General features: G+C 39.8%; 21 protein-coding genes. 11 read left to right on the forward strand and 10 right to left on the reverse strand.

Going from position 1 to position 26,505, the window contains the following annotated elements; genetic code table 11:
* Window positions 1-9 precede the first annotated feature (9 nt).
* From V6R96_RS05810 to V6R96_RS05825, 4 genes are all read left to right on the forward strand, one after another.
* Window positions 10-3,150: an efflux RND transporter permease subunit gene (locus V6R96_RS05810; protein WP_336378287.1), complete on the forward strand. Its 3,141-nt coding sequence runs from the start codon at window positions 10-12 to the stop codon at window positions 3,148-3,150.
* A gap of 17 nt (window positions 3,151-3,167) precedes the next feature.
* Window positions 3,168-4,586: an efflux transporter outer membrane subunit gene (locus V6R96_RS05815; protein ID WP_336378288.1), complete on the forward strand. Its 1,419-nt coding sequence runs from the start codon at window positions 3,168-3,170 to the stop codon at window positions 4,584-4,586.
* A gap of 59 nt (window positions 4,587-4,645) precedes the next feature.
* Window positions 4,646-5,200, forward strand: coding sequence for a DUF2652 domain-containing protein (locus V6R96_RS05820; RefSeq protein WP_111954495.1), 555 nt, complete (start codon window positions 4,646-4,648; stop codon window positions 5,198-5,200).
* Window positions 5,201-5,334: 134 nt separating this feature from the next.
* On the forward strand, window positions 5,335-6,294 hold the full coding sequence (locus V6R96_RS05825) for a Fic family protein (protein WP_336378289.1): 960 nt from the start codon (window positions 5,335-5,337) through the stop codon (window positions 6,292-6,294).
* Window positions 6,295-6,542: 248 nt separating this feature from the next.
* Here the strand turns inward: V6R96_RS05825 and V6R96_RS05830 are convergent, their stop codons facing one another.
* The 5 genes from V6R96_RS05830 to V6R96_RS05850 all read right to left on the reverse strand — a co-directional run bounded on the left by V6R96_RS05830 (window position 6,543) and on the right by V6R96_RS05850 (window position 12,627).
* Complete coding sequence (locus V6R96_RS05830) at window positions 6,543-8,804, reverse strand: glycoside hydrolase family 3 C-terminal domain-containing protein (RefSeq protein WP_336378290.1); 2,262 nt, start codon at window positions 8,802-8,804, stop codon at window positions 6,543-6,545.
* 223 nt (window positions 8,805-9,027) lie between these two features.
* Entirely contained in the window at window positions 9,028-9,846 is an 819-nt protein-coding gene (metQ, locus tag V6R96_RS05835; protein ID WP_336378291.1) for a methionine ABC transporter substrate-binding lipoprotein MetQ, read from the reverse strand.
* Between the two features lie 85 nt (window positions 9,847-9,931).
* Window positions 9,932-10,588 (reverse strand): methionine ABC transporter permease MetI, encoded by a 657-nt coding sequence (gene metI / locus V6R96_RS05840; RefSeq protein WP_336378292.1) that lies wholly within the window; start codon window positions 10,586-10,588, stop codon window positions 9,932-9,934.
* Window positions 10,581-11,609, reverse strand: a complete 1,029-nt coding sequence (locus V6R96_RS05845) for a methionine ABC transporter ATP-binding protein (RefSeq protein WP_111954503.1) — start codon at window positions 11,607-11,609, stop codon at window positions 10,581-10,583. The genes metI and V6R96_RS05845 overlap by 8 nt, the downstream gene beginning before the upstream one ends.
* A 22-nt stretch (window positions 11,610-11,631) precedes the next feature.
* A complete protein-coding gene (locus tag V6R96_RS05850) occupies window positions 11,632-12,627 on the reverse strand; it encodes an EamA family transporter (RefSeq protein WP_336378293.1) in 996 nt (331 codons plus the stop codon).
* 504 nt (window positions 12,628-13,131) lie between these two features.
* Here V6R96_RS05850 and V6R96_RS05855 point away from each other — a divergent pair.
* Window positions 13,132-15,255 carry a DNA topoisomerase 3 gene (locus V6R96_RS05855; RefSeq protein ID WP_336378294.1) on the forward strand — a complete coding sequence of 708 codons (2,124 nt, stop codon included), beginning with the start codon at window positions 13,132-13,134 and terminating at the stop codon, window positions 15,253-15,255.
* A gap of 2 nt (window positions 15,256-15,257) precedes the next feature.
* On the opposite strand, the gene V6R96_RS05860 is transcribed toward V6R96_RS05855, so the two are convergent.
* Window positions 15,258-15,680: a hypothetical protein gene (locus V6R96_RS05860; RefSeq protein ID WP_336378295.1), complete on the reverse strand. Its 423-nt coding sequence runs from the start codon at window positions 15,678-15,680 to the stop codon at window positions 15,258-15,260.
* Between the two features lie 319 nt (window positions 15,681-15,999).
* Between V6R96_RS05860 and V6R96_RS05865 the strand changes: the two genes are divergently transcribed.
* The 4 genes from V6R96_RS05865 to V6R96_RS05880 all read left to right on the forward strand — a co-directional run bounded on the left by V6R96_RS05865 (window position 16,000) and on the right by V6R96_RS05880 (window position 19,755).
* Window positions 16,000-16,422, forward strand: a complete 423-nt coding sequence (locus V6R96_RS05865) for a PaaI family thioesterase (protein WP_223559026.1) — start codon at window positions 16,000-16,002, stop codon at window positions 16,420-16,422.
* Between the two features lie 112 nt (window positions 16,423-16,534).
* Window positions 16,535-16,879, forward strand: a complete 345-nt coding sequence (locus V6R96_RS05870) for a phage holin family protein (RefSeq protein ID WP_111954513.1) — start codon at window positions 16,535-16,537, stop codon at window positions 16,877-16,879.
* Window positions 16,880-17,144: 265 nt separating this feature from the next.
* Entirely contained in the window at window positions 17,145-19,139 is a 1,995-nt protein-coding gene (locus V6R96_RS05875; RefSeq protein ID WP_336378296.1) for a S9 family peptidase, read from the forward strand.
* A gap of 124 nt (window positions 19,140-19,263) precedes the next feature.
* A complete protein-coding gene (locus tag V6R96_RS05880) occupies window positions 19,264-19,755 on the forward strand; it encodes a DNA-deoxyinosine glycosylase (protein WP_336378297.1) in 492 nt (163 codons plus the stop codon).
* A 191-nt stretch (window positions 19,756-19,946) separates the two neighbouring features.
* On the opposite strand, the gene V6R96_RS05885 is transcribed toward V6R96_RS05880, so the two are convergent.
* From V6R96_RS05885 to V6R96_RS05900, 4 genes are all read right to left on the reverse strand, one after another.
* Window positions 19,947-20,981 (reverse strand): aminoglycoside phosphotransferase family protein, encoded by a 1,035-nt coding sequence (locus V6R96_RS05885; protein ID WP_336378298.1) that lies wholly within the window; start codon window positions 20,979-20,981, stop codon window positions 19,947-19,949.
* The gene (locus tag V6R96_RS05890) at window positions 20,972-21,877 is read right to left on the reverse strand and encodes a sugar phosphate nucleotidyltransferase (RefSeq protein WP_336378299.1); all 906 of its coding nucleotides are present in this window, start codon (window positions 21,875-21,877) and stop codon (window positions 20,972-20,974) included. The genes V6R96_RS05885 and V6R96_RS05890 overlap by 10 nt, the downstream gene beginning before the upstream one ends.
* A complete protein-coding gene (locus V6R96_RS05895; RefSeq protein WP_336378300.1) occupies window positions 21,867-23,264 on the reverse strand; it encodes a Gfo/Idh/MocA family oxidoreductase in 1,398 nt (465 codons plus the stop codon). Before V6R96_RS05895 ends, V6R96_RS05890 begins: the two co-directional genes overlap by 11 nt.
* A gap of 154 nt (window positions 23,265-23,418) precedes the next feature.
* Window positions 23,419-24,111: an AIM24 family protein gene (locus tag V6R96_RS05900; RefSeq protein WP_336378301.1), complete on the reverse strand. Its 693-nt coding sequence runs from the start codon at window positions 24,109-24,111 to the stop codon at window positions 23,419-23,421.
* Between the two features lie 180 nt (window positions 24,112-24,291).
* On the opposite strand from V6R96_RS05900, the gene queA reads away from it, so the two are divergent.
* Both queA and rlmN read left to right on the forward strand, forming a co-directional pair.
* Window positions 24,292-25,341, forward strand: a complete 1,050-nt coding sequence (queA, locus tag V6R96_RS05905; protein ID WP_111954523.1) for a tRNA preQ1(34) S-adenosylmethionine ribosyltransferase-isomerase QueA — start codon at window positions 24,292-24,294, stop codon at window positions 25,339-25,341.
* A 114-nt stretch (window positions 25,342-25,455) separates the two neighbouring features.
* On the forward strand, window positions 25,456-26,490 hold the full coding sequence (rlmN, locus tag V6R96_RS05910) for a 23S rRNA (adenine(2503)-C(2))-methyltransferase RlmN (protein ID WP_111954525.1): 1,035 nt from the start codon (window positions 25,456-25,458) through the stop codon (window positions 26,488-26,490).
* The last annotated feature ends 15 nt before the right edge of the window (window positions 26,491-26,505 follow it).

Here is a 26,505-nt window from a genome sequence, read left to right on the forward strand (position 1 = left end):
GAAAAAATCATGTTAAAGACCATTATAAAAAGGCCCGTACTGGCAACGGTTATATCCGTATTGCTTGTTATTCTGGGTATCGTCGGTATGATCAGTCTGCCGATCACAAAATTTCCCGATATCGCTCCACCTACCGTAATGGTAACGGCTGCCTATCCGGGAGCCAACGCGGAAACGATTGCGAGATCCGTAGCACCGCCATTGGAAAACGCCATCAACGGGGTTGAAAATATGGACTATATTACGTCCACAGCCAGTAACGACGGTACGTTAAGTATCACAGTCATCTTTAAACTGGGTACAGATCCGGATCAGGCTGCCATTAACGTTCAGAACAGGGTAGCGCAGGTGACGAACCAGCTTCCTGCAGAAGTTATTCAGGCCGGAATCACAACGGTGAAGAGACAGAACAGTATGATTGCGATGGTTTCATTAACCAGCAAAGACGGTAAGATGGACGATCTTTTCCTTGAAAACTATGCTAAAATCAACATCGTTCCTGACCTGAAAAGGGTAAAAGGAGTAGGAGACGCCATGGTATACGGAAACAAGGATTACTCCATGAGAGTATGGCTTGATCCCAATAAGCTGACCTCTTATAACCTTACGCCGGCAGATGTTTCACGGGCGATCCAGACTCAGAACCTTGAGGCGGCACCGGGAAGACTCGGGGAGAGAAGTAAAGAAGCGATGGAATATGTTCTTCGTTACAAAGGCAAATTCACTGAGCCTGAACAGTATGAAAATATTACGATTAAAGCACTGAGCGACGGTTCTGTTTTAAAATTAAAAGATGTTGCCAAAGTAGAATTCGGGGCGTATAGCTATACCGTTTCTTCTAATTTCAATAAAAAACCGTCAGTGACAATGGCTATTTTCCAAATGGCCGGATCCAATGCTAATGAGGTGCAGATCGCCCTTCAGGAAAGAATGAAAGAGCTTGAAAAATCCTTCCCGGAAGGAATGGCCTATGAAATTCCTTATGCGACGAAAGAAGCTTTGGACCAATCCATTGATCAGGTGATTCATACTTTGATCGAGGCATTTATCCTGGTATTCATCGTGGTGTATATCTTCCTGCAGGATTTCCGTTCTACACTGATCCCGGCCATTGCAGTTCCGGTATCGATTGTGGGAACGTTCTTCTTTATGAATTTATTTGGTTTTTCTATTAATATCCTGACGTTATTTGCCCTGGTACTGGCCATTGGTATTGTGGTGGATGACGCCATTGTCGTCGTGGAAGCAGTCCATGCTAAAATGGAACATAAAAAGCTTAACCCAAGGGCTGCGACCATGTCGGCGATGAGTGAAATTACAGGTGCTATTGTTTCCATTACCCTGATTATGTCTGCGGTATTCGTTCCGGTAGCCTTTATGAGTGGTTCTACAGGATTATTTTACCAGCAGTTTGCTTTGACATTAGCTATTGCCATTGTAATTTCAGCGGTTAATGCATTGACATTGAGTCCGGCTTTGTGTGCTATATTTTTGAAACAGCACCATCCGGGTACTCATGAGAAAATGAACTTTAAAGACCGTTTCTTTGCCGGTTTTAATGCAAGCTTTAATAAACTGACCTTCCGTTATGGAAAAGCGATCCTGTTCCTGTTAAAAAGAAGATGGATAGCAGCCATCATCATTGTTGGATTTGGAGGTTTGTTCGCATGGATGTCTATGACGACACCTAAAGGATTTATTCCTGATGAAGACCAGAGTTTTATCATCGTAACCGCCAATCTTGCTCCGGGAGCTTCGAAAGACAGAACCACCAAAGTAGTTTCTGATACGGAAGATCTGTTAATGAAAAATCCCGCAGTAGAAAAAGTGATTTCGGTGGATGGACTGAACTTATTCAGTGGATCCATGTCATCTTCAGCAGCTTCTATTTTCGTTAAACTGAAAAAAACAGAGCAAAGAGGAAATGTAAGTAATATCAATGACATTATCGGTCAGGTTCAGGGAACACTTTCCCAGGATAAAAGAGCGAATTTCCTTGTCATCAATACACCTACGGTAGACGGTTTCGGGAATACCAGCGGTATGGAGCTTGTGCTTCAGGACCGTACCAACGGCGAACTTCAGAATCTCGGAAATATCTCTTACGGAATGATGGGCGCCTTGATGCAGAGACCGGAAGTGGCGGTGGCATTTACAACGTTTGATGTATCCTATCCACAGTTTGAAGTGTTGGTAGATGAGGTAAAAGCAGCTCAGCTTGGAGTGAATGTTTCCGATGTGTTGGGCGTGATGCAGGGTTATTACGGAAGTATTCAGTCTTCGGATTTCAACAGATTCGGGAAATATTACAGAGTACTGGTTCAGTCTACTCCGGAAATGAGAGAAGACAAAGAATCACTGAACGGTATTTTCGTTAAAAATAATTCAGGCGAAATGGTTCCTATCAATACATTGGTAAGTTTAAAACAGGTAACAGGAGCAGAAGTGGTAGACCGTTTCAATCTTTTCAACTCTTCCAACTTAACGGTAATGCCGGCTCCGGGATTCAGTACAGGACAGGCAATGGTGGCTATTGATGAGGTGAGCAAGCAGGTTCTTCCTCCGGGATATACCTACGATTACAAAGGAATGAGCCGTGAAGAAGTAAGTGCAGGTTCACAGTCGGTAATGATCTTCGGATTGTGTATTGTGTTTGTATTCTTCCTTCTGTCGGCGCAGTATGAAAGTTATGTGCTTCCGTTTGCTGTACTTATTGCGATTCCTGTAGGTTTATCAGGAGTATTTGTGGGAATTACGATGGCGGATCTTTCCAACAATATTTACGTTCAGATTGCCTTGGTCATGTTGATCGGTCTCTTAGCTAAGAACGGGATTCTGATTGTGGAGTTTGCCATTCAGCGTAGAAGAGCAGGAAAAAGTCTTATTGCTTCTGCGGTAGAAGGTGCCAAAGCCCGTCTGCGTCCGATTCTGATGACGTCATTGGCATTTATTGCGGGACTTCTTCCATTGCTGTTTGTCATAGGACCATCAGCGTTAGGAAACCATTCTATCGGATATGCAGCGGTTTCCGGGATGATCTTCGGAACTGTTTTAGGAATTTTCGTGGTGCCGGTGCTGTTTGTAGTCTTCCAGGCTTTACATGAAAGAATGAGCGGAAAAGTAATAACGGAAGCCGACTGGGAATATTAATCCAAATGATTATTAAAATGAATTCAATTAAAAATATAGCATATATCGCATTGATCTCAGGAGTTGCCGTTTCGTGCAAAGTTCAGAAATATGAACAGCCTGAAGTGAAAATGCCTGAAGCTTTCAGAAGTGACAGTATCGTTGCGGATGTTCAGGACAATATAGCAAAGACCAGCTACAAGGACTTTTTTAAAGACCCGATTCTGGTTGGTCTTATCGACAAAGCCATTGCACAGAATAATAATTTTCTTGTGGCATTAAAACAGATAGAATACGCCTCCCTTGCTTATAACCAGAGCAAGTGGGGGAATGTTCCCACCATCAGTGCAACGGTAGGAAATGCCAGTATCAGTCGACCTTCAGACAACAGTATGAACGGAATGATGGCCGGACAGTTCATGGGAAAAAAATATACAGAAGATTATACCACATCGGTCAACATTTCATGGGAAGCAGATATCTGGGGAAAGATCAGAGGAAGAAAAGAACAGGCTCTGACAGAATATCTTAAAACCCAGGAAGCGGCAAAAGCGGTGAAAACCCAGCTGGTGGCATCAGTAGTCCAGGGATATTACAACTTACTCATGCTGGATACCCAGTTGCAGATCACAAAATCCAATCTGGAATATTCGGATACGACCCTGAAGTTTTTAACCAAGCAGCAGGAATTAGGTTTAGCGACTGCTCTTGCCGTGCAGCAACAGGAAATTGTAAAAGATCAGATCTTAAAGACGATTCCTGCCATTGAAAGTTCTATCGCAGTTCAGGAAAATGCATTGAGTCTTCTGACAGGTTCAATGCCTGATAAGATTGAGAGAAGTGCAAGCCTGAATAATGTACAGTCGCCGGACAAAATTGCAGCAGGAATTCCTTCAGAGCTGTTAAGCTACAGACCGGATATTAAAACTGCAGAACTCGAAGTTAGAAAAAGTGCTGCTGCGATCCACGTGGCAAAAGTGAGCATGTATCCTTCCCTGAATATTACTGCTCAGGGCGGATTGAATGCTTTCCAGGCCAGTCACTGGTTCAGTGTTCCCGGTTCGCTTTTCGGAATGGCGGCAGGAATGATTGCACAGCCTATTTTAAACGGAAAACAGTTAAAAACGCAGTATGAGCAGTCTAAAGTGCTGGCAGATCAGGCTGAAATTAATTTCAAGCAGTCCGTTTTAAAAGCGGTTGGAGAAGTTTCTGATGCGCTGGTACAGATCCAGAAGCTGGAAGAACAGCAGAAAATTGCAGAAGGATTAGCTGCGAAATCCGGTGAAGCCGTGAAGAAAGCTGATATTTTATTTAAATACAATTCAGCAACATATGTGGAAGTAATCATCGCGCAAAGCAACAAACTTCAGGCAGAACTGGACCTCGCTTCCCTGAAAGCCCAACGCTTAAATGCTATTACATCTCTATATAGAGCGGTTGGCGGCGGCTGGCAATAAAGTAAAATGAAACCTGCTTCGTCTATAAGGATGCAGCAGGTTTTTAAACTATAATCATTATGAAGAATACAAATATACATGAAGGTATTATTCTTATTCCTGATTTCAGCGGGTTTACTGAATTTGTGTTCAATACGAAACTTTATACAGGAGAATATATTGTAAGACAACTACTATCTACGCTGATCGATATGAATGATCAGTATTTTGAAATTTCTGAGATCGAGGGCGATGCCATTTTATTTTACAGATATGATGACAAACCGTCCTATCAGAATATTTCAACGATGCTTTGGAAAATGCGGGATGCTTTTAACCAAAAGATAAAAGAATTGAGCAAGGAGCTCAGTACAGCCATTGACATGTCGTTGAAATTCATCGTTCACTATGGAAAGTTTTCGCAGTATACGATCGGAAATTTTAAAAAGCTTTATGGTAAAACAGTAGTAGAGGCCCATCAGATGCTGAAAAATGAATTTGCCGAGCAGCCGTCTTACGCCCTGTTCAGTAATTCTTTTCTGGAAAACAGCGGAAACAGCGAGTCAGAAACCAATACACAGAAATATCATCTTCCGGAAGGAGGAATGATTCATTATTTTGAAAGTGTCAACTAGCATATCTATTTTTTAATCCTTGTAAATTTGCTATGTGATGCCCGGAGAGATCCGGGCTTTTTTTTGTGGATTGATATGGTATAGATTAAAAATGATTTTATATCTTTGATACTATCAAATGATACTATCAAGTTTTGAAACCGCCATATACTATTACCGATAAAATTTTATCATTAGTTGTTTCTATATCTGAAAAGATTGGAGAGATTAATGCCCATCATCTTTATAAACCAACAACGGAACTGCGTAAAAAGAACCGTATTAAAACGATCCAGTCTTCATTGGAAATTGAAGGGAATACGCTGACCGAGGAACAGATAACGGCATTACTGGATAATAAGCGAATCATTGCGCCATTGAAAGATATTCAGGAAGTACAGAATGCTATTGAAGTGTATGCTAGCTTAAAACAGTTTAATCCTGCCAATATTAAAGATCTGGAAAAGGCTCATGCTGTTTTAATGAAAGATCTGATAGATAAGGCTGGAAAATTAAGGACTTCCAATGTAGGAATAGTCAAAGGCTCTAAAGTGGAACATATTGCTCCCTCCGGAACAATGGTAAAAGGTCTGATGAATGATCTTTTTCAATATTTAAAGAAGGATCCTGAACTTGTCTTAATAAAAAGCTGTGTTTTTCATTATGAATTTGAATTTATCCATCCCTTTTTAGATGGTAACGGAAGAATGGGAAGACTATGGCAGACGTTGATTCTCATGCAACAATACCCGGTATTTGAATATCTTCCAGTAGAAAGTCTTATTAAAAAAAGTCAGAAGGAATATTACAGCAAGCTTTCAGAATCCGATAAAAAAGGAAATTCTACTCCCTTTGTTGAATTTATGCTGGGAATTATTTTAGAAGCTCTTCAGGAGGTTTTGCAATCTCAAAATACCAACTTAAATACCAAAGACAGGATACTTATTTTTAAGGAAAACTTAAAGAGCAAAAAGTTCAGTAGGAAAGGTTATCTCCAACATTTTAAAAATATTTCAGCACCTACAGCCAGCAGGGATTTAAAATGGGCTGTAGAACAGGGGATTTTAGAAAAATACGGAGAGCAGAGACTGACTGAATATCAGTTCAAAGGTTAAGGTGGTGTATCTCTAGAATATTGACGAAGGAATTGAGTACAAAAAAGAAACTAAAAAAAATGAATTTTATAACTAGCTTCTTCAACCCGTAATACCGACCAATCATTGACCTAAGAAACTGCAGCGTCACCATAAACATCTGTGTACATCTGTGAAATCTGTGGTTAAAAAACAACCATAAAAGACACTTTAAACAAAAAGCAGATTCCTTAGAACCTGCCTCGATATTTAAAATATATTAATAAAAATTACTTCAACGTAAACTTCACCTTCGTCTTAATCGCATCCGAAGAATTTCCAATCTTCGCCTCAAAATCTCCAGGCTCAGCTGTCCATTCATGCTTATCTGCATCAAAATAGCTCAATGCCGTTTTATCAATCGTGAAAGTGATTTTCTTCTGCTCACCGGGATTTAGATATACCTTTTCGAAACCTTTCAGTTCCTTTGCAGGACGTGGTACAGAAGCTTTATTATCACTGATGTATAACTGGGCTACTTCAGCACCGGCTTTCTTTCCTGTATTCTTTACAGTCACGGTGAATGTGATCTTATCGTCCTGGGATATCACTTTTTTATCAGCAGAAGCCTTTCCAAACTCAAATGTAGTGTAGCTCAATCCATGCCCGAAGCTGAACAAAGGCTTGATTTTCTTCGTATCATGCCAACGGTAGCCTACAAAAACACCCTCATTATAAGTAATATTGATCGGGTTTTTCTGGTCTTTTCCTTTTCCGGCCGCCAGTTCGTCTTTCTGTCCAGGATATTCTCCCAACTGATGGGCTGAATTATCTTCCAGCTTCACAGGGAAAGTAAACGGAAGTTTCCCCGACGGATTGGCATCACCAGCTAACACAGAAGCGATAGAATTTCCAGCCTCGGAACCAAGATACCAGGACTGTACAACAGAAGGAACTTCTTTAATCCATGGCATAGCCACCGCGTTTCCGGAAACCAGAACAACTGCAAGATTTTTATTCGCCTTTGCTAATGCGGAAATCAAATTGTCCTGATTGTAGGGAAGTCCGTAACTTTTTCTGTCGTTCCCTTCACTGTCCTGAAAGTCAGATTTATTCAATCCTCCTACGAAAATAACATAGTCGGATTTTTTGGCTAATTCTACAGCTTCGTTCAGTAATTCAGCTGCAGAACGATCGTCTTTCAGGTCCTGTCCGGATTTTACCCCATTGTATTCTCCGCCGATGTCACCTACATAACCCCTTGCATACTGTACATCAGCCTGCTTTCCAAACCTGGATTTGATTCCGTCTAATGGAAGGGTTTCATATTTTACTTTTAAAGAAGAAGATCCGCCGCCAACCGTCATGATCTTGATGGCATTTTCACCGATAACGGCAATTTTTTTAGCTTTATTAATATCGATAGGAAGTATATTTCCCTGATTTTTCAGCAAAACAATTCCTTCTTCGCCAATCTCTTTGGCTACGGCTTTATGTTCTTCAGAAGCAATATTTCCGAAAGGTTTATTCCTGTTCATCGTAGTTTTGTAGGCTAAACGAAGCAATCTGGTTACTTTATCGTCAAGTTCCTGTATTCCTACTTTTCCAGCTTTGATGAGGTCTAAATAAGGTTTTGCTAAATAATAATTGTCGTAAGCATTTTTAGTTCCGGCAGAAAGTCCGTTCGTCCAGCTCCCGAATTCAAGGTCCAGTCCGTTGTGGATAGCCTGTTCCGTATTGTTGACCGCTCCCCAGTCCGATACTACAACGCCTTTATAACCCCATTCTTTTTTCAGAATGTCATTTAAAAGATATTGATTCTGGCTGGCATACTGATTTTTGTACATGTCATAAGCACCCATGATCGTCCAGGAATCCCCTTCCGTTACCGCTGCTTTGAAAGGTGGAAGATAGATTTCATAAAGCGTCCTGTCATCTACATTAACATTGCTTGTATGACGGAACATTTCCTGGTTGTTCAGAGCAAAATGCTTCACGGAAGTCGCTACACCATTGGATTGCACCCCCTGGATGTACGGAACTACCATTTTTGAAGTTAAATAAGGATCCTCACCCATATATTCGAAGTTTCTTCCGTTCAAAGGTGTTCTGTAGATATTGACACCGGGTCCCAGAAGAATATCTTTTTTCCTGTATCGGGCTTCTTCGCCCAGAGCTTTTCCGTAATTCCAGGACATTTTTTTGTTCCATGTTGCAGAAAGCGCAGTGAGGGCGGGGTAGGCAATGATAGAGTCATTCGTCCAGCCGGCCTGGTCCCATTCGTCCCACATCACTTCCGGACGTACCCCGTGAGGACCGTCTGTGGTCCAGAATTCAGGAATTCCGAGTCTTGGAACGCCGGGCGAACTGAATTTGGACTGTGCATGCAGCATAGCCACCTTCTCTTCTACGGTCATTCGGGAAAGAGCATCCTGAATACGCTGCTCTACAGGTTTTGATTCATCTAAATAAACGGGTTGAGTATGATTCTGAGCCATATATGAAGCGGCAATAAAAGTGAATAAACTTACTATGGCGGTTTTTTTGAACATAAAATGCCTTTTTATTGATTAACAACAAAAGTAAGTAAAATTTTTATTATCTCAAATTGAGAAAATAAATTTAATCAATAAATTTTTTTGATCTCGGGCTTCGAAGTTTGAGGGTAGGAGAGTGGGGGGTATGGGTTTCGTATTCCGAGGTTTTGAGCTCTAAACCTCTGGCTCTTCAACCCCAGTAACCGTAACAAATTCATCACCAATTACTCATTACTGATCACTCATGATCCTCCCATCCCTTTACAGCGCCACCTTTAAAGATCTCATCAGCTTTTTTAGCCACTTCATCAGACTGGTAGGCCTTGACAAAGTTTTTAACTTTGGCAGAATTTTTATTGTCATGGGTCGCAACGATTACATTGACGTATGGAGAATCTTTATCCTCGCTGAAGACGCCCTGTTTAGCAGGATCTAATCCAGCTTGTGATGCGAAATTATTGTTGATAATCGCGATAACTACTTCTTTGTCGTCCAAAACTCTTGGAAGTTGTGGAGCTTCAATCTCTAGGATTTTAAGCTGCTTAGGATTTTCGGTGATATCGGTAACTTTTGGCAGTAATCCTGTTCCTTCTTTCAGTTTTAAAAGTCCGTTTTTCTGAAGAAGAAGGAGGGAACGTCCTTCGTTGGTGGGGTCATTGGGAATCACAATTGTACTCCCGCTCTGAAGCTGGCTGATTGTTCTGATCTTTTTTGAATAAGCTACAATAGGATACACAAAAGTATTTCCTACCACAGCCAGTTTATAGCCTCTTTGCTTCGACTGCTCGTTTAGGTAAGGAACATGCTGGAAAGCATTGGCTTCAATATCTCCGTTGTTCAAAGCCTCATTCGGAACCACATAATCATTGAAGGGAATCAGTTCCACATCAAGATTGTATTTTTCCTTGGCTACTTTTTTAGCAGCTTCGGCAATTTCCAGTTCCGGGCCGTAAGTAATTCCTACCACGATATGATTCGGATCATCTTTCTTTCCTGAACATGCGTTGAATACGAGAAGTCCAGCCGCTAAAACGGCTATGATTTTTATCTTTTTCATTAGATTTTTTTATCATTAAGGTGGCTGAGGCACTCGAAGCCACCTTTAATTATTAGAATTATATTTTAAATTTCCGGTTTTTGACTTACCTGTGATCAAATTTTTTAGCCAATCTGTCACCCGCAAACTGAATAATAAACACCAGTGCTACCAACAGCACTAATACCACGTTCATAATCACAGCATCATAACCGATGTAACCGTATTGATATCCGATCTGTCCCAGTCCACCGGCTCCCAAAGCTCCACCCATTGCAGAATAACCCACCAAAGTGATCAGGGTGATCGCTGCATTGTTGATCAGGGAAGGAAGCGCTTCAGGAAGCAAGACTTTCCGGATAATCTGCAAAGGGGATGCACCCAAAGCTCTGGCTGTTTCTATCAAACCCTGCGGAACCTCAAGAAGGCTGTTTTCCACCAGTCTGGCGATAAACGGAGCTGCTCCTACACTTAACGGAACCAAAGCAGCATTCATACCGATGGAAGTTCCAATGATCACCCTTGTGAAAGGGATCATCCAGACAATTAAAATAATAAAAGGAATAGACCGGAAAATATTAACCAGAATAGAAATAATCCTGTAATAAATTTTGTTTTCCAGCAGCTGTCCTTTTCTTGTTAAAAACAATAAAATTCCTACCGGAAGGCCTAAAACAAATCCAAAAAATCCTGAAACAAACGTCATATAAACCGTCTCCCAAAGTCCCTTTCCCAAAAGAGCAATTACCGAGTCACTAAGCATATCCTTTTACTGTATTTTGAATTTTATTCTGGTTAAAATAATAGATCGCTTTCTGGTTTTCTTCGGTTTCACCCTGCAGCTGAAGCAGAAGTTTTCCGAAATTAGAGTCACCGAGATATTCTACATCGGCTTTCAGAAGTCGGTAAGGTATTTTGTATTGATCATAAAGCGTTGAAAGCAGTTTTTCAACACTGATATGTTCATTGAGTTCTATTTCAACCAGCGGAAATAAACCGTCTTGTGGCTCTTTCTGAAGTTTTTTATTGAGTTCCTGAGGAATCGTCATGATATCTGAATTTATAAATTGTCGGATCACCGGATTTTCTTTATCCGAGATGATCTCGCTTAATGTTCCTTTTGCTAATAATTTTCCTTTGTCTATAACCGCTACATGATTGCAGACGGCCTTGATGACTTCCATTTCATGCGTGATGAGCAGGATGGTGATGCCAAGCCTTTGGTTAATATCCCTCAAAAGCTGCAGAATAGACTGTGTGGTTGCCGGATCCAGCGCGCTTGTGGCTTCGTCACAGAGAAGGAGGTAAGGATCATTTGCTAAAGCCCTCGCGATGGCTACTCTCTGTTTCTGCCCTCCGGAAAGGCTTTTGGGATAATCATTGGCCTTTTCTTCCAGTCCTACGATCTTCAGCAGTTCATTTACTTTTCTCTTAATCTCATCTTTACTGATGTGATCCAGTTCTAATGAAAGCGCTACATTATCAAAAACCGTTCTCGAGGAAAGCAGATTGAAATGCTGGAAAATCATACCTATTTTTTTCCGTTCAGCAGCGAGCTGTTTTGAGCTTAGCTGAATGAAATCCTTCCCGTTGATGATGATCTGACCTTCATCAGGTCTTTCCAGAAGATTCACAGTACGGATCAAAGTACTTTTTCCTGCCCCGGAAAACCCGATGATACCAACAATATCTCCTTTTTCTATGCTCAGGCTTACCTGATCCAGAGCTTTGAAGGACTGCTTTTTCTGATGAAATGTCTTTGAAATGTTTTTGATTTCTATCATTTTTTAATGTCTAGTTTTAATTTTAAATAGGCTGATACGGTCGTGATGTCTTATTGAAAAACCGTTTCATTCTTCTTATCTTCACTTTTGATCTTTTTGAAAGTCTGAAGTACTTAGTTACATTGGTGAGCAAAACTCCCACTAAGATCACGGATAATCCGTAGAGCTGACTTCCGTTAATAGTCTGTCCGGCCACGATCCAGCCTGCCAATACGGTAACAATAGGGTTGATGTAAGTATGTGTACTTACCAAAGCTGCAGGTTTTACGGAAAGCAGCCATATGTAAGATAAATAAGCGACTATCGATCCGAAGAACACCAGGAACAGAACACCAGCCCATGCCGATACCGGAACATTGGAGAATGAAAAACCGTGCCATTCTTTTCTGAATGCAGCAATAATAAAGGCGGCAACACCTGCTGTGATAAGCTGTTGTGCAATATTCATAAACGTAGACTGCGAGGCCGGATTTTTTTTTGAATATAAAGATCCCAAAACCCAGGCCACAGAACTTAATGCCAGTACAATAAATGCGGTGATTCGAAGGTTTCCGTCTGTCGCTGCATGGTGTGCACTGGAAACGCTTCCGTTCAGGAATAAGATTAAGCCTACAAATCCAATAATTAGACCTATTGGGATGAATTTATCTGAAAAATAATACTTCCAGTTTTTCTTATCAATAGCAATAAACCAGAATGGTCCCGTTGCAATGGCAATCGCTGCTTCAGAAGCCGATACATACTGCTCGCCCCAGGCGACAAGACCGGTTCCACCAGTAAGAATAAGGATTCCTGTGATGGCATTCTTTTTCCAGTTGATGAGGGAATTGGCTTTTTCACCTTTAGCCAGCAGCCAGCCTATCATCAGAATCCCTGCCGCCAGGAAACGGAATCCGGAAAGAATAAAAGGAGGAAACCCTTTAAGACCGAATGAAATGGCGAGGAATGTAATTCCCCAAATCACGTAAATATTGATAAATGCCACCGGCACCAGCCAGCTGTTTTTAGAAGTGCTCATTCTGTATGTTTTTTGTGTGATGTGTATTAAAATAAAAAGGCCCTACAACGTGGTAAGGCCTTTAGAATATGTAATATAAAAATAAGGTCAGCCACGGGATTTCTGATGCATAGGCATACAGCTGCACATCATCATAGTTTTGATGGTCTGTTTCTTCACTGATTGATGTTTAAATCCTTGTATCATTTTGTTTTTCTTTTCCTGAATACGGTTGCAAATATAGGACATATATTTTTATTAGTCCACTAAAACAATAGACTTTTTAATGTTTTTTGTTTTGTGAATTTTTAATCAATTGTTTTTCAATGAATTAATTTATTTTAAGTTTTGTTAATATTCATAGATAATAAACTTTTTTATTGCTTAATTCTACTTAAATTATTAAAGAAAGACGTTTAACCATTATTTTTCTATACCCTCAACAAGTCGCTACAACTCCGAACTAAATTAGCAAAATCCAAAAAAAATCCCGACTTTTGTCCCCCTTCAATAATTCCGAAATTCATGAAACTTTGTATTGCCGAAAAGCCCAGTGTTGCCAGAGATATCGCCAAAGTATTAGGTGCTACCACGCCTAAACAGGGCTATATGGAAGGTAACGGATACTGTGTGACATGGACGTTCGGGCACCTTTGCACCCTAAAGGAACCTCACGATTATGGGCCTCAATACAAATCTTGGAATTTGTTTTTGTTACCTATAATTCCAGCCAGTTTTGGGATCAAATTAATCCCTAACAAAGGCGTGGAAAACCAGTTCAAAGTCATTGAAAGATTGGTGGAAGAATGTGATGAGGTCATTAACTGTGGTGATGCCGGGCAGGAAGGAGAGCTGATCCAGCGATGGGTTTTGCAGAAAGCAAAATGTAATAAACCCGTTCAGCGTTTATGGATCTCGTCCCTTACCGAAGAAGCAATTAAAGAAGGTTTTGAAAATCTGAAACCCGCTGAAGAGTATAAAAATCTGTATCTGGCAGGAAATGCAAGAGCGATTGGTGACTGGTTGCTGGGAATTAATGCAACGAGGTTATTTACCAAGAAGTTTGGCGGTAATAAAGCTGTTCTTTCCATCGGGAGAGTGCAGACACCAACTTTGGCCATGCTGGTTCAGCGTCAGAAAGAGATTGATGTATTCAATACCGAGGAATATTGGGAACTTAAAACCAAATACCGTGATGTTATTTTCAATGCAGCGATCGACAGGTTGAAAACTTTAGACCGTGCAGAGAAAGGTTTGGAATATCTTAAAGTCAATCCTTTTGAAATTGTCTCTTTTGAAATTAAAGAAGGAAAAGAAAAAAATCCCAGACTTTTCGACCTTACGGGACTTCAGGTAGAAGCCAACAAAAAATATGGCTACTCTGCAGAGAGTACATTAAATTATATACAGAGTCTGTACGAAAAAAAGCATGTGACTTATCCGCGTGTGGATACCACTTATTTATCTGAAAGTCTGTATCCTAAAATTGAAGGAATCCTTCGGAAAATGCATTTTTATCAGGATCTGGTTTCCCCGTTATTGGAAGCACCTATTCCTAAGTCAAAAGCTGTTTTCGATGATGCAAAAGTGACCGATCACCACGCGATTATCCCTACAGAAGTTCCACCTTCTCAAAACCTGAGCAGGGAAGAGAAATTGGTTTATGACCTGATTGCAAAACGTTTTATCTCTGTTTTTTATCCTGAATGTAAAATTTCCAATACATTAGTAGAAGGAAAAGTAGGAACTATTCCTTTTAAAACCAGTGGAAGACAGGTGCTGGAACAGGGATGGAGAGCGGTTTATGCAAAAGAACCTAAAGAAGAATCCACTGATAAAGAAAAAGAGAAGGAAGAAGAACAGACCATCCCTGAATTTACCGTTGGGGAAACCGGACCTCACGATCCAATGATCCACCAGGGAAAGACGACACCACCAAAACCTTACACCGAAGCAACTCTACTGAGGGCGATGGAAACTGCCGGAAAACAGGTAGAGGACGAAGAATTACGTGAGCTTCTGAAGAATAACGGGATCGGAAGACCGTCTACCCGTGCCAATATCATTGAAACCCTTTTCAAAAGAAAGTATATTGAGAAGAAAAGGAAAAATCTGATTGCCACTCAAACTGGAATTCAGCTGATTGATACTATTGAAGACGAACTGCTAAAAAGTCCCGAGTTAACCGGAGAATGGGAGTCAAAACTTCGTAAAATTGAAAGCGGTGAATATGAAGCCAACCAGTTTAAGGAAGAGCTGATTCAGATGGTGACGGAACTGACCGAAAAAGTGGTGTATGGAAAAGGGAAAGTGATTACATTGTACGAAGAAAAAGAAGAAGCCAAAGAAAAGAAAAAACGCGAACCTGCCGTAAAAAAAGAGCTTCAGTCCTGGGAAGAAACCAAATGTCCGAAATGTAAAGAACATCACCTGATCAAAGGAAAAGCAGCTGTTGGTTGTTCCGATTTCAAGAATTGTGGTTTCAAAATTACTTTTGATATTTTCGGTAAGAAATTATCAGATAAACAGCTTTTAGATCTTGTTTTAAAAGGTAAAACTTCAAAACTGAAAGGTTTCACTACCCATTCGGAAGCATTGACAGAGGGAATTTTAGCACTTGGAGAAGATTTCCATGTACAGCTTTCTTAAATTTAACGGAATAATTTATCGTACCAGCCACTGATGTCTTTTTTGATAGCATCATGGTATTTACATAAGATCTGCGCCAGTTCCAGTTCGGACCTTTCAGATTTGTAAGAATTTAAGGTCAGATAACCGAAAAAATTACCATCCTGATCAACAATGGCAGGAGGATATGAAGCATAATTGCTCCACGGAGAATATGTACTGTATGAACTTCCATAGTTTCCGGAACCGTTCCATATGGATTTTGAGCTGAGCACATTTCCATAATCACTGTAGGAATTCCAGATCGAATTTTTATCAAAAGTATCGCAATTTAAGCATCCAAGATATTGATCCTGGTTGGAACCGCCGTACAGATGTAATATCTGGGCCTGAAAAATACAACAAACTAGAAGGCCTAAAAATGTGAAGATCTTTGTTGTGGTCATACGGATACTATTTACTGCAAAGCTACTATAAACCCTATTATTTAACCACAAAAGTCACAAAAGTTTTTAATTCATTGAATACTTAATTTCAAAAGTTTTTACCGTCCTGAAAACAAGTGTATAAGGAGGAAATCAAAGATTTTCATAGAAACTTAAGTGTACTCTTATGCACAATGTATTTAACTTAAAAGCTTAAGCGTTTAAAAACTTGTTGAAATTTTGAAATTTCAGTAGTAAGAAGCAAACTTGTTTCAAATTTTCTGGCATTTCTAAAAACATTTGTGTACTTTGTGTTTACATTCAGATTAAATAAATATTCATGACTCCGGAAAAAAAGAAACTCATGACAGACAGCTTCGGCCGCTCAGAAACATTGAAATTTTACAATGCCGAACTGTTGGAGGTAGACACCGATTTCGTCTCGATCAAAATTCCTAAAATGGAAATGATGACCCGGAAAGCCGGAATGTTCAATGGAGCTATGATCGCTTCTCTGGTGGATGTTTCTTCAGGATATGCATCGGTAAGCCATTATAAAGATGATTGTTATGTAGTGACTGTTGAACTGAAGGTGAACTATCTTCGTCCTGCAATGGGAGATGCCCTCATATCGAGGTCATATGTTGTAAAAGGGGGTGCAAAAATCATTGTGGTAAGAACTGAAATTTATGTTCTCGATGAAAATACAGGTTCAGAAAGCCATGTGGCCACTTCATTGGTAACCATGATGAGGATCAAATAAATAGAAAACGTAACCAAAAAATATCCGGTAAATAAAGGGATTACCAGCTTTTTTTAGGGTTAAATGGAACAGGATTTGCAACGTAAATAACATAACATTAAAAAATAATAATATGAACTTAATTATCAGGCTGTTCATTACAGCAATCGTTGCCTACCTTTTGACTAAGGTGCTTCCGGGTGTACATTTCGAAGGATTTTCTTCGGCCATTATTTTTGCCATCGTATTGGGGGTATTAAATATTTTTGTAAAGCCTATTTTGGGACTTTTAGGTCTTCCGCTTACGATCATTACATTGGGATTATTTGCTTTAGTGATCAATGCATTGATTATTCTGATCGCAGATTATTTTATAGACAGTATGGTGGTAGACGGCTTCTGGTGGGCACTTATTTTCAGTGTGCTGCTGTCCTTTGTAACTTCACTGGCCAATTCCATGTTTTCAGATGGAGATTAATTAATCCACAATTAAATACAATACTAGGTCTGCTGTTTTTACGGCAGACTTTTTTATTGCTTTGAATACGATGAAGAAGTCTCATTTGGGACCATATTGTCATTTCTGGAAATATTTAGACTGAAAGCAGGATAAATCAAAACTTTAATGTTAATTCTTTCGTTCATTTTTATTTTAAATACTAACTTTGGCCATCTTTGAATTAAATAAAAGGAGTTGTGAAATCAGTACGATTAATAATTCCGTTAAAAATGAATATCAACATATGAAACTTAAGTACAGTCTGCTGGCTCTGGCAGCTCCGCTCTTAATGAATGCACAACAGTTAATGACGCCTGAAATTCTTTGGACTTTGAAAAAAGTAGGAGTACAGGCCGTTTCACCGGATCAGTCTTCATTGATCTATAAAGTAGGACAGGTAGATCTGAAAACAGAAAAGACAAAAAATGAGAACTACTTTCTCAATGTTCTTAATAACCAGTCTTCCAAAATAGATTTCGGTAAAAAAGCCCTTATTCAGTGGGATAAAAACGGGATTTATGCACAGGAAGGAGATAAGATTTTTCTTTCAAAAGACAATGGAAAAACCTGGTCTGAATTTTACACCATTGGAGAAGTTGATAACATTGTGATCTCTCCCGATGGTAAAAAAATTGCGTTCAGCAAACAGGTTCTGGTAGAAAAACTAATGGGGAAAGACAAATACAGCGATACCCCTAAAACGACAGCCCAGGTATATACGGATCTGAACCACAGACACTGGGATTATTTCAATGAAGGAAAATACAATCATGTGTTTGTAGTCAATACCACGGATAAAGCAGAATCTGCAAAAGATCTTTTGGATGGTAAAACATGGGATTCTCCTCAAAGACCTTTCGGAGGAGCAGAAGACTTTATCTGGAGCCCGGATTCCTCTCAGCTTTTATACGTTACCAAACCTAAAAGCGGAAAAGAATATGCTACAAGCACCAACACAGATATTTTTGCTTACGACCTTGCTTCAGGAATAACAAAGAATTTAACCGAATCCAATAAAGGGTATGATGTTAATCCAAAATTCAGTCCGGACGGAAAATCACTGGCTTGGCAAAGTATGGGCAGAGATGGTTATGAAGCCGATAAAAATGATATAAAGATCATGGACTGGAAATCTGGCAAAACTACGAATCTTACTGCCGGATGGGATGAAAGTGTTTCAGGAGATGTATTCTGGAGCGGTGATTCAAAAGCCATTTATTTTACAGCAGCATTCAGAGGTACAAAGCAGCTTTTCTCTTTAGATCCTAAGTCAGCAAAAGTACAGCAGATTACAAAAGGTGATTTCGATGTCAATGAGATCTTTACCGACAATAAATCTTCACTTTTAGTAGGAAGAACAGACATAAATCATGCAACGGAATTATTCTCCGTCAATCTGAAAAACGGTGAAATGAAGCAGGTGACCGAAGTCAACAAAGATACTTATGCTAAGTTGACCCAAGGTAAATCTGAACTTAAGATGGTGAAAACATCAGACGGCAAAGAGATGGGGGTTTGGTTCCATTATCCACCGAACTTTGATCCCAATAAAAAATATCCTACATTGGTATATTGCCAGGGAGGTCCGCAATCTGCACTGACGCAGTATTTCAGTACAAGATGGAATTTCTCTTTAATGGCAGCCAACGGATATATCATTGTTGCCCCAAACAGAAGAGGAATGCCGGGATGGGGAACAAAATGGAATGAAGATATTTCTAAAGACTGGGGCGGACAGCCGATGAGAGATTATCTGGCAGCAACCGATTTCGCAAAAACTTTACCTTATGTAGATGGCGAAAGAGTAGCCGCAGTAGGAGCGAGCTATGGAGGATACAGCGTATTTATGTTGGCTGGAATCCATGAAAACAGATTTAAAACATTCATCGCACACGATGGGTTGTTCGACATGAAATCATGGTACCTTACTACAGAAGAGCTTTGGTTTGCGAACTGGGACCTTGGTTCTCCATGGGAAAAACCACTTCCAAAGGCATACACAGAATTCAATCCAAGCAATTTTGTTGAAAAATGGAACAAGCCTATTATGATTGTTCAGGGAGGAATCGATTTCCGTGTACCTTACGAGCAGGGGCAGGAAGCTTTCCAGGCAGCCAAGTTAAGAGGATTGAAATCTAAATTAGTTTACTTTCCGAACGAAAACCACTGGGTACTTCATCCGCAAAACGGATTGGTATGGCAGAGAGAATTCTTCGACTGGCTGAAGGAAACTTTGTAATGAAAATATAAATGAATAAACGGAAATATTAATTTTCAATGTTCAAAATTCAATAGGAGCGGGCTTTAGCCCGCTTTTTGTTTTCAGATTTGAGAGGCTTTAGCCAAACTTTATATATTTGAGTATGCAAAACAGAATTTCTTCCTTTCCGCCAATAATCGATGATCAGTCTGAAATTTTAATTTTAGGTTCAATTCCCGGAGTAAAATCTTTGGAAAAACAACAGTATTATGCACATCCGCAGAATAAATTCTGGACTATTATTTTTGAATTGTTCAAAGAAGAATTTACTGAAAATTATCCTGAACGGATAAATATTTTAAAGAAACATCATATAGCAGTCTGGGACGTTATCGACTCCTGCGAAAGAAAAGGAAGCCTGGATTCGGAGATCAGAAATGAAGAAGCCAATCAAATTGATGAACTTCTGGAAGAACATCCCAATATTAGAGCTATCTTTTGTAACGGAGGAAAATCATACAAAAACCTCCAAAAGCTTTTAGGGAAAAATTATAGGTTGCCAATAGTTCAGTTACCTTCAACAAGCCCGCTTCATACGGTGTCATTGGATAAGAAACTGGAAGAGTGGAAGAAGATTCTGGAATTCTTAATGTAAAATTTTCACTACAAAAATCACAGAGGTTTTGACGAATAAACGCAATGTAGTTAGTCATTGCGAGGAGAGTATCGACGAAGTAATCTCATATTAAAGCAGATTTTCATGTTAGAGAGATTATAAAATTCTTCCGGGAGATTGCTTCGCTACGCTCGCAATGACTAGCACTCTATAAGATTTGTGGGGAAAAGCTAATCAACACGCAGATATTCCCTCAATCCTTTCAGCAGCTCCAGCTGATTTCTTGTTCTGTCCAGGTTATGGTCAGTATATTTCGTAGCATAGTAAGTATTCCCATTCAGATAATCAGTCAGAAAACGGATAGCCTGAATATAGATGACAGTCTGCGCAGCATAGTCAAGGTTTTCAAGCTCCTCAAAAGTCAGTTTATCTTTTAAGTACAGCAGAAATCCGTCTTTCACAGTTCTGTAAATTTGAGGGTTAAAATTGTTTTCGGCATTTCCATCATCCTCATCCAAAGTATTGGTATAAGACCTTGCCATATCACCAAAATCATATAGGATCGTAGAAACAGTTACCGTATCCAGGTCAATAACAGCCAGAGGCCTTGAGTTTTCGTCAAAAAGAATATTTCTTACATTGGGATCTCCGTGTATGATTCTTTTAGGTAATAAACCGTTTCTTTCCATTTCTATCCATTTTTGCGGAAGAAAAAGCAGCTTATCCATCATTTCGATTTGTGGTCCGGCATTTTTCAGCAGGTCTTCATTTGCATATCGTAAAGAAGCCTGATAATCAAGAATTCTTTTCTCAAAATTAATAAAATCGGGAATGGGGGACTGAATGTCCGGCAGATATTCAGGATTGATCATATTTAAAAAACACCCTACAGCCTTTGCAGATTCGTAGGCAGTTTTGATATCGGGAATCTTAAAGAAAGTTCTTGTATCCTCAATAAAGCTGAGCATTCTCCAGGATCCTCCCTCCTCATCTTTCACAATAAAATTTCCGGCTAACGTTGGTTTTGGTATGACCGGCTGTAGCGGATAGTCTCCATCTGCCAGCATTTCATTGATCAGAATATGATTATGGGTAATAATTTCCGGAAACTGAAATACCTGAGTGTTGATTCTTTGAAGGATAAACTTTTCCTCAGAATCTTTATTCTCTACCAAATAAGTCGTATTGATCAGCCCGTTGGTAATAGGAGTGATGCTGCAATTTTCAGTTCCGGTAAATCCGGTAACAATTTGTTTTAATTCCATAGATCTTCAGGATATCTGTTATTTTTGATCTCTGATGCCAGAAAATCTTTAATACTGCTTTTATCATCTGCATAAGTAACACCCATCCATTTTGATGGGGAGGTTTTCACCAGTACCTTTGCTTTTTTCTCGTCAATCATTCTCTGTACGGCAGAAGGAACATAAAATTCCTGTGAGGGCTCCGGATCTGACTTTATGAAATCATTAAAATACATTTCGAGAGCATTAAAAATATCCGGATTAAAAATGAAAAAATTCATAGATACCAGCGTATCGGAAGCTATTTCTATATTCTTTCCTTTTTCAGTATACATAATCAGGTTTTCTTCCTTCCGGATAGAGGTCTGTTCCTCTATTTTTACAAGATAATTTTCAGCATCTAAAGTACATATTCCCCTGGCTACATTTCCATTTCCACTTAAAGTAGATTCCACTGGATAGGCGGCCATTCCGAACTGCGATCCTGAAATATGAACGTCAATTTCTTCAGCTGCCAGCTGATACGCCTCTTTTCCATAAAAATCATCGGCATTGATCATAACAAAAGGTTCCTGTATTGTATTTTTTGCACAAAGGACAGCATGTCCCGTTCCCCAAGGCTTTTGCCGCTGTGAGAAATCGGCGTTCACTGGCAGAAAACTTTCATTTTCCTGATACACCCAGTGAAGTTCAAAACCTGCTTTGCCGGATATGGTATTTAGTCTGTCAATATAGCTTTGCGGGATCAGTCTGTTCACAATAATAACGACCTTACTGAAGCCGGCTTCCAATGCATCATATATGGAATATTCCAGGATGGGTGAGCCGTTATCCAGTATTCCGTCTATCTGTTTCAGGCCTTTATAGCGGCTTCCCAGGCCTCCGGCTAATATAAGCAGTGCTTTTTTAGAACTCATCTGTCATTCCAAATACAGGTTTACGGGTCTTCCATTTTCCGTTGGTGAAATCCGGAATATCAACAGCCTGGCCTCCTTTAGCAATAGATTCTTCGCTGAGCGGTGTGATAGAATACCATAGAGCAAGATCGTACACATCCATCGGGAATTCTATATTTCGCTTGATACATTCGATGAAGGTATTCATGACAAAGAAATCCATTCCGCCGTGGCCTGCGCCTGCAGCTGTATCTTCAAATTTTTTCCATATCGGATGGTCAAATTCTTTCATCCATTTTTCCGTATTTTCCCATCGGTGCGTGTGATTCATTGTTTTTTCAAAATAAATATGCCCCTGGTTGAAATCTCCCCAGCCGAAATCCTGCCACAAACCTTCCGTTCCCTGCACCCGGAATCCGAGATCATAAGGGCGTTGTAAGCTCGTATCATGGGTTAAAAGGATGGTTTCTCCATTAGCACAGGCAATCTGTGTAGTAACAATATCTCCCTGGTTGAATTTTACTTTGGCATTCGGATGATTTTCGCCGCCTTTAGGATGCTCCACAATGTATTTGTGCAGTCCCACAGACTTTGAAGAGAATGAGGAAAGCCTCGTCAGGCGGTTGCCACGGTTAATATCCATCATCACTGCCACAGGCCCCAATCCATGCGTTGGATAAAGCTCACCGTTGCGTTTTACATAATGTTCTGTTCTCCAATGTGCTTCACTGAATCCCTTTTCTCCGAATTCAGCACCCGAATTGTAGGGCGTAACACCGTCATTGAAAAGAACTCCTCTTAAATCATGCTGATAGCCGCCTCTTCCGTGAACCAACTCTCCAAACATCCCTTTACGGACCATATTCAGAACAGCCATGATATCTCTGCGGTAGCATACATTCTCCATCATGAAAATAGGAACTTTTGTTTCTTCATATACCTTTACAAATTCCCAGCAGTCCTGAAGCTTTATCGCTCCGGAAACTTCCATACCAACAATTTTTTTTGCCCTCATGGCCTCGGTACCCTGTGGAAGATGCCATTCCCATGGAGTAGCAATTACTACTGCATCAATGGTTTTTAATTTTAAAAGATTCCGGTAGTCGTAGTCACCGTTTGAAAATTCCTGGGCCGCAGATTTATTATTGTCTTTTAATATTTTCTGCGATGCAGCAAGCATTCTTTTATCAGGATCTGCAAAAGCCACAATTTCTACGTCATTGCGTTTTGCCAGCAGCTTTACGTGTTCCTGCCCGCGGAGTCCTACACCGATAAAACCGACACGGATTTTTTTATCTGATTTAAAATCATTGGAATAGGCAAATAAAGAATTAGGTATAACCAATGCCCCAAAGCTTGCCAGGGCAGCGGTCTTAATAAAGTTTCTGCGTGAAGAGGTGGTGTCCATTAAAATTTTTTCCTAAATATATTAAAAAGTTGCGAAGTAGGGGGTATTGGGTGCTGGTTTTGAGCTGTGGAATCGGGGATTTAAGATCCGGTGTGAAAATAAAAACGGCTGCCCTGATATGAGGAGCAGCCGTTACAATCATCAATTTTTAATATTATTTTTCCGTGAAATATACTTCTTCGTACGGCTGAATCAGTACCCATCCGTTTCCTGAAAACTTCATTTGAAATTCTTCCCCGCTTCCTCTTCCGATAAGGCTTTTGAAAGAAACATTGGTTTTCAGATCCGGGCTTAAGTTTCCGGACCATGCTACGGTAGCATTAGGATCTGTGAAAACAGGATTTTCCGGAGTAACCATAAGAGTTAATGGCTCACCATGAGTTGTTATTGCAATATGTCCGGTTCCGGAAAGTTTTACCTGGAAAAGACCGCCAGCCATCATTCCGGCAACGCTTTTAAGCATAGTGATATCACTTTTTATACTCTGTTCGTGGGCAAGAACATCATTCCCGTTCACACATACCGACTCATTGTTCAGATAAAGGATACGAACTTTCTTTCCGGCATCTGCCACATAAAGTTTACCATTTCCTTCGGCTTTCATCAGTTTGCTTCCTTCGCCGCTGATCGCTTTCTTTAAAAGATTACCGATACCTCCGGCCAGCATTCCCTGTCTTTCGAAGTTGATGCCTCCTACATAACCTACCATACTTCCTCGTTTGGTCCATACAGCCTGATTGTTGAGGTTAATTTCCAGCATATGGGGAGTTTCAAGCTCAAAATAATCTCTCTGTTGTGGATTTTCTTTAGTTTCGTTGACGAAAGCTTCCAATGAATATTTGCTCATAGTGTAAATTGTTTTTAAATATTTCCAAAAATAATCTTTTTTTCCCTCATGGATCACCGTAGAATCCCGGTTTTCAATTTGATTTAAATAATACTTGACAAAGGGGTATTGAATGTCGTATATTTGCACTCCGAAATTACACTTGTAATTTGAATAATTTTTAAACCGTAATTTAAAAAAATGAAAACATCAGATTTTAATTTTGATCTTCCTGCGGAATTATTAGCAGAACACCCATCTGAACACAGAGACGAAGCCAAATTAATGGTTCTTAACAGAAAAACACAAACCATTGAGCATAAGCTGTTTAAAGATGTTGTGGATTATTTCGAAGAGAAAGATCTATTCATTTTCAACAATACTAAAGTTTTCCCTGCGCGTCTTTATGGAAATAAGGAAAAAACAGGTGCTAAAATTGAAGTTTTCCTTTTAAGAGAGCTGGATAAAGAAACCAGAGTATGGGATGTTCTTGTAGATCCTGCAAGAAAAATCAGAATCGGTAACAAATTATTCTTTACTGAAGATGAATCTTTGGTAGCTGAAGTGATCGATAATACAACTTCAAGAGGAAGAACATTGAGATTCTTATTCGATGGTTCTTATGACGAATTCAGAACAAAACTGAAGGAATTGGGCGAAACTCCACTTCCAAAATATATTAAAAGAGCAGTAGAGCCGGAAGATGCAGAAAGATACCAGACGATCTATGCAAAAATAGAAGGAGCGGTTGCTGCCCCTACAGCAGGTCTTCACTTCTCTAAGCATCTGATGAAGAAGTTGGAGATCAAAGGAATTGATTTTGCTGAAGTAACACTTCACGTTGGTTTAGGAACTTTTAACCCGATTGAGGTGGAAGATCTTTCCAAGCATAAAATGGAGTCCGAAGAAATCATTATCGATGAGAAAAATGCTGACATCATCAATAAAGCGGTAGATGCTCACAGAAGAGTCTGTGCGGTAGGTACTACAACGATGAGAGCATTGGAAACTTCCGTTTCTTCCAACAAAAAGATCTCTGCATTCAACGGTTGGACGAACAAATTTATTTATCCGCCTCACGATTTTGGAGTAGCAAACTCAATGATCACCAACTTCCACACGCCGAAATCAACATTATTGATGATGATTGCTGCATTTGCCGGAAAAGATTTTATTATGCATGCTTATGAAGAAGCCGTAAAAGAAAAGTATAAATTCTATTCTTACGGTGACGCTATGTTAATTCTATAAATTATGTATTTATGTACAATGTACAAAGTATAATGTATTTTTTAGTGGTTTAAAAACTTAAGATAATACATAAGATTATTACTTTGTACATTGTACATCATACTTTTTACAATAATGAAAGATATCCGAGTTTTATCACTAGACCAGCTTAAAGACTATTTTTTGACTTTAGGGGAAAAACCGTTTCGTGCAAAACAGGTTTATGACTGGTTATGGAGTAAAAACCTCCATTCGATTGATGAAATGACGAATCTTTCGAAATCTCTCCGCGAAAAAATTTCCGAAGAGTATACCATCAATCCCGTTTCTGTAGATCAGCTTCAGAGAAGTACGGACGGAACCATCAAAAATGGTGTGAAACTTCATGACGGACTTCTGGTGGAATCTGTTCTTATTCCTACAGAAACAAGAACTACAGCCTGCGTTTCCTCACAGGTGGGATGTTCATTAAACTGTGAATTCTGTGCAACAGCAAGGCTCAAAAGAATGAGAAACCTTGAGGTAGCAGAAATTGTGGACCAGGTGGCTCTGATTGACAGTCAAAGCAAAATGTATTTCAACAGACCGCTTTCCAATATCGTTTTCATGGGAATGGGGGAGCCGATGATGAATTACAAAAATGTAGTGGAAGCCATCAGAAAAATCACCCAGCCGGAAGGTCTGGGAATGTCACCAAGAAGAATTACCGTTTCTACATCAGGAATTCCAAAGATGATCAAAATGCTGGCAGATGATGAGCTCCGTGTAAAACTGGCACTTTCGCTTCACTCTGCTATTGAATCCAAGCGTAATGAGATCATGCCTTTCTCGGATAAATTTCCGTTGACGGATATTATGGAAGCCCTTCAGTACTGGTACCAGAAAACAGGCTCTGTGATTACTTTTGAATACTGCGTATGGAAAGGAATCAATGATGGGGATGAAGATATCAAAGCTCTGATCAGATACTGTAAACAGGTGCCTTCCAAAGTGAATCTGATCCAATATAACCCTATCGGAGACGGAAAATACGACCAATGCAATAAGCAGGCAGAAGAAAATTATGTACGCCAGCTGGAAAATGCAGGAATTACTGTAATGATCAGAAAAAGCCGCGGTGGAGATATTGATGCGGCCTGTGGGCAGCTTGCCAATAAAACAGCTGATTAAAATTTCCTTAAAAAA

This window comes from Chryseobacterium sp. CCNWLW53 (genome assembly GCF_037083525.1).
Taxonomy (GTDB): Bacteria; Bacteroidota; Bacteroidia; order Flavobacteriales; family Weeksellaceae; genus Chryseobacterium; species Chryseobacterium lathyri.